General features: G+C 35.7%; 10 protein-coding genes and 1 other RNA gene. 1 reads left to right on the top strand and 10 read right to left on the bottom strand.

Annotation, left to right across the window (positions count from 1 at the left end; genetic code table 11):
• The 4 genes from folC to sohB form a co-directional block, all read right to left on the bottom strand.
• Positions 1–1293, bottom strand: a complete 1293-nt coding sequence (gene folC, locus E2R68_RS05470) for a bifunctional tetrahydrofolate synthase/dihydrofolate synthase (RefSeq protein WP_134276494.1) — start codon at positions 1291–1293, stop codon at positions 1–3.
• A gap of 12 nt (positions 1294–1305) precedes the next feature.
• Complete coding sequence (gene truA, locus E2R68_RS05465; RefSeq protein WP_134276493.1) at positions 1306–2091, bottom strand: tRNA pseudouridine(38-40) synthase TruA; 786 nt, start codon at positions 2089–2091, stop codon at positions 1306–1308.
• 185 nt (positions 2092–2276) lie between these two features.
• Positions 2277–4937 carry a type I DNA topoisomerase gene (gene topA / locus E2R68_RS05460; protein WP_134276492.1) on the bottom strand — a complete coding sequence of 887 codons (2661 nt, stop codon included), beginning with the start codon at positions 4935–4937 and terminating at the stop codon, positions 2277–2279.
• A 180-nt stretch (positions 4938–5117) separates the two neighbouring features.
• Positions 5118–6167 carry a protease SohB gene (gene sohB / locus E2R68_RS05455; RefSeq protein WP_134276491.1) on the bottom strand — a complete coding sequence of 350 codons (1050 nt, stop codon included), beginning with the start codon at positions 6165–6167 and terminating at the stop codon, positions 5118–5120.
• Between the two features lie 127 nt (positions 6168–6294).
• Between sohB and E2R68_RS05450 the strand changes: the two genes are divergently transcribed.
• Entirely contained in the window at positions 6295–7029 is a 735-nt protein-coding gene (locus E2R68_RS05450; protein WP_134276490.1) for a YciK family oxidoreductase, read from the top strand.
• 55 nt (positions 7030–7084) lie between these two features.
• Here E2R68_RS05450 and lpxM read toward each other — a convergent pair whose 3' ends face one another.
• From lpxM to E2R68_RS05420, 6 genes are all read right to left on the bottom strand, one after another.
• On the bottom strand, positions 7085–8050 hold the full coding sequence (gene lpxM, locus E2R68_RS05445) for a lauroyl-Kdo(2)-lipid IV(A) myristoyltransferase (protein ID WP_134276489.1): 966 nt from the start codon (positions 8048–8050) through the stop codon (positions 7085–7087).
• A gap of 46 nt (positions 8051–8096) precedes the next feature.
• Positions 8097–8194, bottom strand: an RNA gene (ffs, locus tag E2R68_RS05440) — signal recognition particle sRNA small type.
• A gap of 162 nt (positions 8195–8356) precedes the next feature.
• A complete protein-coding gene (locus tag E2R68_RS05435) occupies positions 8357–9145 on the bottom strand; it encodes a sulfite exporter TauE/SafE family protein (RefSeq protein WP_243834610.1) in 789 nt (262 codons plus the stop codon).
• On the bottom strand, positions 9145–10494 hold the full coding sequence (pssA, locus tag E2R68_RS05430; RefSeq protein ID WP_134276488.1) for a CDP-diacylglycerol--serine O-phosphatidyltransferase: 1350 nt from the start codon (positions 10492–10494) through the stop codon (positions 9145–9147). Before pssA ends, E2R68_RS05435 begins: the two co-directional genes overlap by 1 nt.
• A 278-nt stretch (positions 10495–10772) precedes the next feature.
• Entirely contained in the window at positions 10773–11966 is a 1194-nt protein-coding gene (locus tag E2R68_RS05425) for an amino acid aminotransferase (RefSeq protein ID WP_134276487.1), read from the bottom strand.
• An 84-nt stretch (positions 11967–12050) separates the two neighbouring features.
• On the bottom strand, positions 12051–13592 hold the full coding sequence (locus E2R68_RS05420; protein ID WP_134276486.1) for a fumarate hydratase: 1542 nt from the start codon (positions 13590–13592) through the stop codon (positions 12051–12053).
• Between the last annotated feature and the right edge of the window lie 38 nt (positions 13593–13630).

Raw genomic sequence — 13630 nt, 5'->3', positions numbered from 1 at the left:
TTACCCTTTCCAATTGCTTAATATGTCTGACACGGTATGAAAAGAACCGAATACAATAATTATATCAGATGCCTTCGCATTCTTTGCTACCTTATCGACAGCAGTACTAACATTTTCAAAACAAATCACATTATGTTTATTGTTTGCACTATTTTGGTAGGCAGCTAAAAGCATATCTGCAGAAGCTCCCCTATAACAGTTCAAATTAACAAAAGTATAATCAGTAATTTCTACATTCACCGCACTTAATGTTGCACTCATATCTTTATCTGAAAGCATGCCAACCACTGCATGAACTTTACAATCATCACCTTTTTCTGAGCGCAATCGTTTCAGTTGTGATGCTAAATATTCTGCAGATTGAGGGTTATGTGCAACATCAATATATAAATCACAAGCCAAGCCACTTAAGTGTTGCAAACGTCCTACTAAAGAAGCTGTTTCAATTGATTTTATTAACTGTGATGGTGCAATATTTAAATTTAGTTGTTCGATAACGGCTAATGCTGTTGAGGCATTTTGCATTGGCATCAAAGTTTGTTTAATAGGTGATAATGTTTGTTGACCATGCCATGCCCAGTGCTGCTCATCGAGCATTTCAATATTAAAATCAGTTGACGCTAATTTGAGTTGTGTCGACATTGACTCAGCATGATCAATAATAGATTGTGGCACATCTAATTCACCACAGATGGCAGGTTTGTTTGCTCTAAATACACCTGCTTTTTCAAAACCTATCACATCTCGATCGCTGCCTAACCAATCAACATGATCAATACCAATCGTTGTGATAACACTCATATCTGATTCAACCATATTAGTGGCATCCAACCGTCCACCCAACCCTACTTCCAATAATATATAGTCACAGTTTTGTTGCTGTAGAAGATACAGACAAGCTAATGTAGCGTATTCAAAATAGCTAAGGGAAATATCTTTTCGTACTTTTTCAATGACAGCAAAAGCATCACAATGAATTTGATCATCTAATTCAAGGTAGTTAATACGTAGTCGTTCATTATAACGGTGGATATGTGGTGAACTATAGACACCAACTTTAAACCCTGCATCAATCAATATTTTTTCTAAGTAAGCACAGGTTGTTCCTTTGCCGTTAGTACCAGCAACGGTGATCACTTTTGCATCAAACTCTATTAAATTAAGGCGTTTACCAACTTCAGTTATTCTAGCTAATCCAAGTTCTATCGCATTAGGGTGTAATTGTTCAAGATGATTTAACCAATCACTTAAATTATCAGCTGAGAAAACAGAATGTGCAGAGTTATTTGTCATATTAAATTCGCATTAAATGTCTAAAAACAGAGGACCACAAGCAGGTCTAGGTAATTCAAATTCTTTAGGGTAATCGACTTCCACTAAATATAAACCACCTGGTTTGGCAGTCGCCGCAGCTTTTGAGCGATCTTTGTAAGTTAATAAAGTGGCGAGCCAATCAACAGGTTGTTTACCTTGCCCTATTTCTATTAAGCTGCCAGCAATATTACGCACCATATGATGTAAAAAAGCATTCGCTTTAATATCAATAACAATAAAGTCGCTATGGCGTGTAACGTTTAGGTATTCAATTGTTCTAATTGGGCTATTAGCTTGGCAATGTAGTGCTCTAAAAGAAGTGAAGTCTTGTTGGCCTACTAGAAACTGTCCGGCTTTATGCATAAGATCAGCATCTAAATCACAGTGATAATGGCTTAACCCTTTACTTAAAATACCAGGGCGATAAATGCCATTATAAATAATGTAGCGATAACGACGGGCAGTAGCACTAAAACGAGCGTGAAACGAATCATCAACTTGTTTAACCCAGCGAACAGCAATATCATCTGGCAATTTTGCGTTAACGCCTAATGTCCAAGCACCAATTTGACGATCTGATTCAGTATCAAAATGGACAACTTGCCCCGTACCATGAACACCTGAATCTGTTCGACCAGCACAATTGACTGTTACAGTATGATTTGCAATGTTTGACAATGCTTTTTCAAGTTCTTCTTGAACAGAATTAACTTCTTTTTGTCTTTGCCAGCCATAATAATTGGCTCCATCGTATTCAATACCTAAAGCAATGCGCATTCAAATTACCTTTTTAAAAAATGCTAGTATATACAAATGTCTAATAATTTAAACAAGCAACATCAGTTCAATATTATCTAGTTGATTATTTGCATAAAAATCATTCAATAAGTTGTATTTTTTTGTACGCAAAAAAAATGGCAACCTAAGCTGCCAATTTTAAAAAACCAAATAATTAACTTAGTTTATTTTTTTGCTTTCGTTTTTTTAGCGATTTTCTTTTTAGGGATCTCTTCTACCCATTTATTATCAACATATTTTGCCGTCCAACCTGTTGCTTTTTTATCTATCTCCGTCATGACATATTGCTCTTTATTTTTACGGCTATAGCGTACAACAGCTAAATTTCCATCAGGATCTTTTTGTGGGGCATCAGCTAAATAATAAAATTTCTCAGAGATTCTATCTCTAAATTGTGCAAGTTCGATAACTTTAGGTGCTCTAGTTTCACGAGAACGCGGGAAAGTACTTGCAGCTAAGAAAATACCGGCAGCACCATCTCGAAGAATGAAATAAGCATCACTTTGTTCACACTCTAATTCAGGTAAATGAACAGCGTCTTCCTTTGGAGGAGCAACTTCACCACTTCGTAAAATCTTACGTGTGTTTTTACACTCTTCACTTGTGCAATCCATGTATTTACCAAAGCGGCCATCTTTTAACTGCATATCAGCGCCACACTTGTCACATTCAACAACCGGGCCATCATAACCTTTGATTTTAAACTCACCGACTTCCACAGTATGCCCATCACATAGTGGATTATTACCACACACATGCAGTTTACGAGTTTCATCAATGAGATAACTATCCATCGCAGTATCACATTTAGGACAACGCTGTTTAGCCATTAATGCAGCAGTTTCTAAATCTTCTGAACTTAGAATATCTTCTACTTCTTCACCATCCACTAGATTGATAGTTGTTTTACAACGCTCTTTAGGTGGCAAAGCATAACCAGAACAACCTAGGAAAACACCTGTACTTGCTGTACGTATTCCCATTGGTCTTTCACATGTTGGGCATGATACTTCCTTAATGATCACAGGTTCATTTAGGCGCATACCACCTTCTTCAACAGGTAATTCAGCGGTATCAAGTTGTGTTGTTAGGTTTTTATAAAAACGATCTAGTTCTTTGTGCCAATCAGCTTTACCTTCAGCAATGGCATCTAGGTTTTCTTCCATTGCAGCCGTAAAGTTATAACTCATTAGGTCGGTAAAGTTTTCAGTTAAACGGTCGGTAACAATTTCACCCATTTTAACTGCAAAGAAACGACGTTTATCAACTTTCACATAACCACGATCTTGAATCGTTGAAATAATACTCGCGTAAGTTGATGGTCGACCAATCCCCTGTTTTTCTAACTCTTTGACTAGTGCGGCTTCAGAGAAACGTGCAGGTGGTTTTGTAAAATGTTGAAGAGGCTCTAACTCTACTAAAGATAATGTTTCACCTACTTTCAAGTCAGGTAAATTAACTTCATCAGCTTTACTTTTAGTCACTGGTTGAGCTTTAGTCCAACCTGCAAAACGCAAAGTACGTCCTTTTGCACGTAGTTTGTAATCCCCTGCCTGAATAATCAACGTCGATGAATCGTATAATGCAGGTAGCATCTGACATGCAAGAAATTGACGCCAAATTAATTCATAAAGTCGTTTTGCATCTTTATCTGCAACATCAATTAACTCAGCTCGTTGTAATACATCAGATGGACGTATCGCTTCATGCGCTTCTTGTGCGCCAGCTTTACTGCTGTATGAAACTGCAGTGTCGGGTAAATAATTACTACCAAACTCTTTTTCAATAAATTCACGAGCTGATTCAACGGCATCTTTACTCAGGTTGGTTGAGTCCGTACGCATGTAGGTAATATAACCCGCTTCATACAAACGCTGTGCTAGCATCATTGTTTTTTTAACGCCAAAACCTAAACGAGTGCTCGCAGCTTGTTGTAGTGTTGAAGTAATAAATGGAGCGCTGGCTTTACTTTTGGTTGGTTTATCTTCACGAGAATGAAGGACAAAAGACGCTTCTTTCAACGCATCAACTGCGACTAATGTTTCAGTTTCTGTAACAGGCGAAAAGGTTTTATCATTATGTTTATAAACTTCTAAACGTAATTCTGTTTTATCTTGTGAGATTGTTTGAGCATGTAGATCCCAAAATTCGACAGGATTAAAAGCTTTAATTAAACGCTCACGTTCTACTAATAATTTAACCGCAACAGACTGAACTCGACCAGCAGATAAACCACGCGCCACTTTTTTCCAAAGTAGCGGAGAAACCATGAATCCAACAAGTCTGTCTAAAAATCGACGAGTTTGTTGTGCATTAACCCCATCGATATTTAACTCAGTAGGATGTTTAAATGCTTCTTGGATAGCAGATTCAGTAATTTCATTAAATACAACACGTTGATATTTACTTTCATCTCCACCTAAAATTTCTCTTAGATGCCATGCAATTGCTTCCCCCTCTCTATCCAAATCGGTTGCGAGATAGATAGTTGGCGCATCAACCGCTAATTTTTTTAATTCATCAACCACCTTTTCTTTACCGGGTAATATTTCATAATTTGCTTCCCAGTTTTTATTTGGATTGATACCCATTCGAGTGATCAAAGCCGCCTGTGTACGTTTTGCAGTTTCCTTTGCTTTTTGAGCGGGAGTTAATCCTGCTAAAGATTTTTTCTTTTTAGCATCAATTGATTTTTTGGCACTACCACTTGTCGGTAAATCACGTACGTGGCCAACACTTGATTTAACAATAAAATCTTTGCCTAAATATTTATTGATCGTTTTTGCTTTGGCAGGTGATTCTACGATAACCAGAGATTTGCTCATATTTCTTTAATACCTAAATAGTCTTGTCTTAGAAAGAATGTTAACTCATCCAATGAATTTCTCTTTTTATATAATCCAAACTTTCAACTAATAGCAACCTATTTTTTATTTTTTGGATAATTAAAAAGAAAAAGCCGACTGAGTAATAGTCGGCTTTTTACGTTATTTCAACCCAGAAAGCTATTTAAACATTCTAGAAATGTTTGTTTGCATCAAGCTTAATAAACTACTTTCAACTGATAATGCGACACTCTTACCTAATTTTTCAGATAGTTTTTTACTTTTTTGATAACGTACTTGAACAATGTGTTTTGCTTCATTACTTTCTAATAAATAGTCATCGCTTGTTTGAATAACATCAACGAGTGCTAACTCTATCGCTTGAGTACCATACCAATGCTCACCTGTTGCTATTTTTTCTATATTTAGTTGAGGGCGATGTTCACTGACAAAGTGTTTGAATAATTGATGTGTTTCTTCTAACTCTTGCTTAAATTTTTCTCTGCCTAGATCGTCATTTTCACCAAACATAGTTAATGTACGTTTATATTGCCCCGCGGTTAATTGCTCAAATTCTACATCGTGTTTTTTTAGTAGTTTATTAAAGTTGGGGATCTGTGCGATAACGCCTATAGAGCCTATGATTGAGAAAGGAGCCGCAATAATTTTATCTGCGACACACGCCATCATATAACCACCACTTGCAGCCACTTTATCTACTGAAATAGTTAATGGAATATTTTTATCTTTTAGACGCTGCAGTTGTGATGCTGCCAAGCCATAACCATGGACCATACCGCCACCACTTTCAAGACGAACAAAAACTTCATCTTTATCAGTAGCGACGCTTAATATAGCTGTAATTTCTTCACGTAATGAGGCCACTTCTTTTGCATCAATACTGCCTTTAAAATCAATCACATATACTTGTGGCGTTAATTCGCTTGAAGGTTCTTTTTTAGCCAAAGCTTTGTCTTTTTTCTGCTCTGCTTTTAATGCTTTTTTATCTTCTTTATGTTTTGCTTTTAGTTGAACTGATGACAATAATTGTTCTGTAATTGATTTTTTTGTGTCATTAATCTGTTCTGATAAGTCGATTATTTCTAGCTCACCTTTTTTAGATTTTTGTTTGCTAGTTAATGCAATAATCGCTATTAATATAGCGATCACAGTGATAACAAATGTAATGGCTTTTGCAAGAAAAAGCCCATATTCAAATAGAAATTCCAAAGTAAATCCTCTTTATAGTATTTTCTCCTTCATAATGACAAAAAATGTCGCAACCTACAAAAGAGTTTGTGAGTTTTTTTTAAAAAAAAGCTATGATGCAATTTTTTTGTCTTAAAGAGAATAATAAATGGATTATATTGCCCCAGATAATTTACTAGAAAATAAAACCATTCTAATAACGGGTGCTGGAGACGGTATTGGAAAAGCACTAGCAATCAAATGTGCCGAACTAGGTGCAGCAGTTATTTTATTGGGGAAAACAGTAAAAAAATTAGAAGCTGTTTATGATCAAATTGAAGCATTAAACAAACAATCAGCAGCTATTTTACCTGTAGATTTATTAGGTGCTACTGAAGAACATTATCAAGATCTAGCTGACACTATATTACGTGAATACGGTCAGTTAGATGGGTTAGTACACAATGCAGGTAAGTTAGGTGTATTGAGCCCTTTTACGCAAATTGAAAGTAAAATGTGGAATGAAGTTATGCATGTTAATGTCAACGCTGCATTTTTAATGACTAAATATCTCATTCCTGTATTAGAAAAAGCACCACAAGCAAGTACTATCTTTACCACTTCAGGTGTAGGCAATAAAGGAAGAGCATATTGGGGCTCATATAGCGTCTCTAAGTTTGCAACGGAAGGAATGGTACAGGTTATTGCAGATGAATACGAAGGCACTAAGCTACGCTTCAATTCGATTAATCCTGGTGCAACAAAAACAGCAATGCGAGCAAGTGCTTTTCCAGCTGAAGATAGCAGTTTATTAAAAACACCGGAACAAATACTAGCTGCTTATTTATATTTATTAGGTGATCAGAGTCTTGATATTACAGGGCAAAGAATCAACGCTCAATAAAGTCTAGAGATAAAAAAACAGGCTCATGGCCTGTTTTTTTATGCGAATAATAAGATTACTTATAAATTTTTAAATCCTCTTCAGGTCTAGTTTTAAATAATTTTAAAGTCCACATGTACTGCGCTCTATTTTCATTAACAACGGCTTCTATTGCTGCATTCATTAAATCGGTATCTTGCTGCTCATCACCAGTTGGAATTGCTTTTAAAGGAGCATGACAAATAACATCAACTTTACCGGTTTTAGCATTATAAGAAGTATACGTTGGGATCACGATAGCCTTTCCTAATTTTGCCAAACGGCCAATAACAGGCAGTGTTGCTTTTTGTGTAGCAAAAAAATTAGAGAATAAGCTATTAGCTCGACCATGATCTTCATCTGGTAAGTAATAAAAATGAGCTTTATCACGTAAGCTTTTAATACAAGGTTTTAACCCTTCACTACGATGATAAAGAGTACCTTTGTCATTTAAACGACTAAAACGGGTTCTATAATTTGTTACAAACCAATCAAAAATAGGATTTTTGTAGTCATTAAACATGCTTGATAAAGGATAACCTCGAGCAGAAATAGCCGCTACACCAGCAAAATCAACTCCATAACAGTGAGGAGCTAAAAAGATAATCGCTTTGCCTTCTGCTTCTGCTTCTTTCACAAAGTTTTCACCAATGAAATTAATTCTGTTGCGTAAGTGAGCTTTACTACGAAATGCAATTTCACCTAATGAAAGTGCTATCTGAGCAACAGAACGAAAATTTTCACGCATTAAAGTGTCTTTTTCTTGCTCTGTATATTCAGGAAAACAAAGGCCTAAATTGATAAATGCGATCCGTTTTCGTTTATCTAATAACTTCGTACTATAAAGGCGGTTAGCAAGCCAAGCGGCAAAGGTGTCTTTCAGTCTAACTGGCACATAACTGAATATGAATAATAGAGCTAATAAAAACCAAGTTCCCCAATATTTAGGTAAGAAATGTTTTGCTTTAAGTGAGGTATCAAATCGAGAATTATACTGCGTCATAATTAGACCTTTAGAAGCTAATAATGATGTAAATAGGTGGGTGGTAGACTTCCCAGCTAACCCTCGGCACTTGAATCACCTACTATGGCTGCTGCCTTCCGGCTCTGACCAGGTTAATAAGTTATCAATGCGAGAAACCAAGAAGCCTACCATTGTCACTGCATCAAGCTTTAACACTTGATGCGAGGGATTATACGTAAGCCAAAACATAATTCAATAAATAAATTAGTGTTTGAATCTAAACGATTAAATAGTCAGCAAATTAGCGAATATTTACCCTACTCATCACATAAACTGTATTGGTTATTAAGAAAAAAGGAGTTCGGTTGCAACTAACACCATGAGTACTGAAAATAATTTTTTTAAAATAGCAGGGTTTAAACCATGAGCAAGCTTTGCGCCAACCTTTGCAAAATAAGTACTTGTTACCACAATCCCCACTAATGCAGGCCAATAAATATAACCTACCGTATGTTCAGGTAAATTAACAGCATCTCTGCCCATCCATAAATAACCTAATGCACCAGATACAGCAATAGGAAAACCAGTTACTGATGAGGTAGCAATTGCTTTACTAATATTTATTTTATAAAAAGCCAGAACAGGCACCACTAAAGAGCCACCTGCAATACCAAAGAGTCCTGAAATAAACCCTATTGAAGAGCCTAATAAAGTACAACCTAGTTGCCTCGGTAAACTATAAGTCCCTTTGGGCGTTAATGAAAACCACATTTGGATAGCAACAAAAATAGCATAACAAGCAAAAATGCCTTGTAAGGTTTCACCACTGATGAGGTCTGCAACGTAAGCACCAAACAAACCTCCAATAAACATGCCTATTGAGAGTTTTAGTGCTAATGACCAATCAATGGCTGCATGTTTATGGTGGATACAAATAGCACTAAGTGAAGTGAAAATAATTGAAGCTAAAGAAGTACCAATGGCTAAATGTGTTAAGACTTGTGGATCAAAGTTCAAAAAGGTAAAAGTAAAAATTAAAGTGGGCACAATAACAATGCCCCCACCTAATCCAAATACACCTGCAACAAGCCCTGCAACGGCGCCCAACAATAGATAGGACGCAATAATCAACACTAAATAATACCTTTGATAATTTTATCTGCTTTGATACGTCTTAATCTAGAAATAAGTTGTTTCACTTTTTCAGGATAAGTTGTTAAATCGTCAATTTGTTTATAATCAGTAATAAGACGAGTGTGTTCAAGAATATTTGCTAATTCAGCATCCATCAAAGAAGCTAGTTTTTGTTCTGGATCATCAACTAACAAACCATTTTCTAAATCTAAGCGCCATGCTCTTGGGTTTAAATTATGACCCGTTAATAAAGAATATCGATGATCAGAATAAACACCTTTTAAATGAAAACTATTTGTATCATGTTTCCAAAGGTGTAATTTTAAATTACCTTGTAAAATAGATGTATGATGTTTTTTCGCAAAATTGCGTAAATTAACTTCATATAAATAAGGTAATGCTGCAATCGTTTTGAACGGTTGATCTTCAGGAATATAAAAATCATTAGCCGTCTTGTCACCAACAACAATTGTAATATTCACATTACGTTTTAATAAAGTTGAAATATCACGCGCTAATACTGTAGGTAAATTAAAGTAAGGTGTAAATAATATCAGTTCTTTTTCTGTTGATTCAAAAACAGCTCTAATAACTTTATTTAATATATTTTTACTACTACCAATACCTGTAAGCGGTCTAATAGCAAGTCCATCTGTCTTGGTATGCTCAAATTTATACCCAGATGATTTCAAATTACGGCTTAATGTTTTGTGCTCTTTTTTTAATTCATTAAATCTTGGAACTTTTTCTGAATTTAACTCAACTACGGCATCACTATCGATAATTATATTTTGTAAATAGTCGACCATAGAATCAGCTAGTGCTTGATCTTGGATTATCCAATAGCGATCAAATCGATATCTTTCTTGTTGATTTAAATAGATATTATTAATACTTGCACCGCTATAAAAAACAATATCATCAAAAATAAAACCTTTAAGATGCTGTACACCAAAAAGTTCTTTTCTTTTTACAGGTAAACCAAAGATCTTAACACCTTGACCTTTTAATGCGGCAACCTTCTGATACCAAGTGGTATTGGTATCTCCACCCTTTTCTGAACCAATTAAACCTCGTTGAGCTCGGTGAAAATCAATACAGATAGCAATATCCATTTCGGGATGTCTGTCTTTTGCTGCATATAAAGCTTCTAAAACTTCATTTCCGGCTTCATCTGCTTCCAAGTACAAAGCAGCAATATAGATGCGTTTTGTAGCTGATTGAATCTGCTTGAATAGTTCGGTTTTAAATGCTTTTGTTGTTAATAAGCAACTCACATTATCGGCTGATATTGGTAGTTTTTTTAGCTTCTTTAAAAACAAAAGGCTTTGATTAATTTTATTACTCATAGATCTCTATTATGTTATACCGTTCAAATATTTATAGACTTTACAATAAATAGATAAACAGGATGAAAGCAAGGTATTGATTATAATGTTTAACATTTAAAGAAAAATAATCAATAACAAAGACTAAAACTTGGTTTTATGTCTAGCTAGTATTCATTTTACATGCATAAATGAATAGAAATTAGTAAATTTAATACGAATAAGCCTCATGACAAATAACCATGAGGCTTAAAAATTTAAATGGCAATGTAATAAATTAACATAAGTACTTAATTAACTTAATTAATCACTTTTGCTAGTGCATCACATAATGGTTGCATATTGTTTTTAGTCATACCTGCTACAGAGATACGGCCTGAACCTACAATATATACAGCAAATTCTTCTTTTAATCGATTTACTTGCGCAACGGTTAAACCAGAGAACGAGAACATTCCAGATTGACGGCTAATAAAGCTAAAGTCACCTTTAACGCCCTTTTCTTTTAACGTCGCTACAAATAGATCTCGCATTTCTTGAATACGTTCTCTCATTTCAGCCACTTCTTGAATCCACTGCTCGTATAAATCAGCATCATTTAAAATAGTAGTTACAACAGAAGCACCGTGTGCAGGTGGATTAGAGTAGTTACTACGGATACCAGACTTAACTTGGCTAAATGCTGCATCTGCAATATCACTTGTCGCCGCAACTAAAGTAATGCCACCAACACGTTCATTGTATAAACCAAAGTTTTTAGAGAATGAATTAGCAATCAATAATTCTTTGTTATATTGAGCAAATAAACGTAAACCTTGCGCATCTTCTTCAACACCTTTACCAAAACCTTGGTAAGCAAAATCAAAGAATGGAATCGCACCTAATTCAGCAACTAATTTAGCTAGCACTTCCCATTGTTCTGTTGTTGGGTCAATACCCGTTGGGTTATGACAACAGCCATGGAACAATACCATATCACCTGCTTCAACAGATTTAAGAGAGGCTACCATAGCATCAAAATCCATATCTTTAGTTGCAGCATCGTAATAGTCATAACTAGCAACTTCTAAACCAGAAGTTTTAAAAACGTTACCGTGATTTGCCCAAGTTGGATTACTTACCCAAATCTTTTTAATGCCTAAGTGTTTAACTGCAAAATCTGCACCTGTACGAAGTGCGCCAGTACCACCAGGTACTTGTGCTGTACGAGCTCGATTAGAAGTTATGATTTCAGACTCTTTACCAAATAATAAAGCTTGAATTGCTTGCCCGTAAGCAGCGATACCTTCGATAGTTAAGTAACTCTTAGTTGTTTCTTCAGCAAGTAAACGTTTTTCAGCTTCTTTCACTGTCGCAAGAATTGGGGTTTGTCCCAATTCATTCTTATAAATACCAACACCTAGATTGATTTTATGAGCGCGTTCGTCTTTTTTAAATGCATCAGTTAGGCCTAAGATAGGATCCGCAGGTGCCATGCTTACTTGTTCAAACATACTAATTCCTTTATTACAGGTGACAAAAAAATTTCATTTAATGCTTTATACCATTACTACTATTTCAAGCAATCTATTTAGTCATTATTCTGATAATTTGCTGTCTAATTCAGCAATTTTTGCTTTCCAAATAGCAGGTCCCTGCTCATGAACATTATTTCCTAAACTATCAACGGCAACAGTTACAGGCATATCTTCAATATCAAACTCATAAATAGCTTCCATTCCTAAATCAGCAAATGCGACAACACGTGATTTTTTAATTGCTTTTGCAACTAAGTAAGCAGCACCACCCACGGCCATTAAATAAACTGATTTATGTTTTGCAATAGAATCAACAGTTTGTTGTCCACGTTCAGATTTACCAATCATGCCTATTAAACCCGTTTCTTGTAACATGAAATCAGTAAATTTATCCATACGCGTCGCGGTTGTCGGACCTGCTGGCCCTACCACTTCGTCACGGACTGCATCAACAGGTCCAACGTAATAAATAAAACGACCTTTAAAATCAACTCCTTCTGGTAAACCTTTGCCTGAAGTGATTAATTCTTGAATACGTTTGTGTGCGGCATCTCGTCCCGTTAATATTTTTCCTGAAAGTAATAACGTATCACCGCTCTTCCAATCACTCATCTCTTCTTTAGTAATGTTATTGACATTAACACGTTTAACATTCTCACCTACTTCACGTGTAATTTCTGGCCATTGATCTAATGATGGTGGCGTTAAAATAGCTTCGCCGGAACCATCTAAGAAAAAGTGTGCGTGTCTTGTTGCTGCGCAGTTAGGGATCATAACAACAGGTTTTGAAGCCGCGTGAGTTGGACAACTTTTAATTTTAATATCTAAAACTGTTGTTAAACCACCTAGGCCTTGCGCCCCAATACCTAAATTATTAACACGTTTAAATATTTCTAAACGTAACTTTTCATCTGTAGAAAGTGACTCTGCTGATGTTTGTGCTTTTTCTTGTAAATCAAAAATATCTACCGGTTCCATTAATGATTCTTTTGCCATCACAGCCGCTTTTTCAGCCGTTCCACCAATGCCTATTCCCAACATACCAGGAGGACACCAACCTGCGCCCATGGTTGGTACGGTTCTTTCAATCCAATCTTCAATTGAATCAGATGGATTTAACATTGCCATTTTTGATTTGTTTTCAGAGCCACCGCCTTTAGCCGCAACCATGATTTCAACTTTATTGCCTTTAACCATTTCAACATGAACAACTGAAGGTGTGTTGTCTTTAGTATTTTTACGAGCACCCGCAGGGTCTGCAACAATAGAAGCACGTAATGGATTTGATTGTTCGTTATAAGCTTGACGAACCCCCTCATCAACTAACTCTTGAACTGTTAACTCAGTATCAAAGCTAACTTTCATACCAATTTTTACAAATACAGTCACTATGCCTGTATCTTGACAGATAGGTCGTTTGCCTTCTGCAGACATACGTGAATTAATTAAGATTTGTGCAATCGCATCTTTAGCAGCAGGGTTTTTTTCTGCTTGATATGCTTTATCCATTGCTTGAATAAAATCTAACGGATGATAATAAGAGATGAATTGTAATGCGTTTTTTACGCTATTAATAAAATCAAGTTCTTTAATGACTGTCATCAGTCGCTCCAAATAAATAGTAAACAGTTATCTATAAA

The organism is Psychromonas algarum, assembly GCF_004376845.1.
In the GTDB taxonomy this organism is placed as follows: Bacteria; Pseudomonadota; Gammaproteobacteria; order Enterobacterales; family Psychromonadaceae; genus Psychromonas.
This window is presented reverse-complemented; position numbering and strand designations above follow the sequence as displayed.

Coding starts and splice junctions, on each gene's coding strand:
- topA (WP_134276492.1), bottom strand. CDS start 4,937: ATGAGCAAATCTCTGGTTATCGTAGAATCACCTGCCAAAGCAAAAACG.
- E2R68_RS05450 (WP_134276490.1), top strand. CDS start 6,295: ATGGATTATATTGCCCCAGATAATTTACTAGAAAATAAAACCATTCTA.
- pssA (WP_134276488.1), bottom strand. CDS start 10,494: ATGAGTAATAAAATTAATCAAAGCCTTTTGTTTTTAAAGAAGCTAAAA.
- folC (WP_134276494.1), bottom strand. CDS start 1,293: ATGACAAATAACTCTGCACATTCTGTTTTCTCAGCTGATAATTTAAGT.
- truA (WP_134276493.1), bottom strand. CDS start 2,091: ATGCGCATTGCTTTAGGTATTGAATACGATGGAGCCAATTATTATGGC.
- E2R68_RS05425 (WP_134276487.1), bottom strand. CDS start 11,966: ATGTTTGAACAAGTAAGCATGGCACCTGCGGATCCTATCTTAGGCCTA.
- lpxM (WP_134276489.1), bottom strand. CDS start 8,050: ATGACGCAGTATAATTCTCGATTTGATACCTCACTTAAAGCAAAACAT.
- E2R68_RS05420 (WP_134276486.1), bottom strand. CDS start 13,592: ATGACAGTCATTAAAGAACTTGATTTTATTAATAGCGTAAAAAACGCA.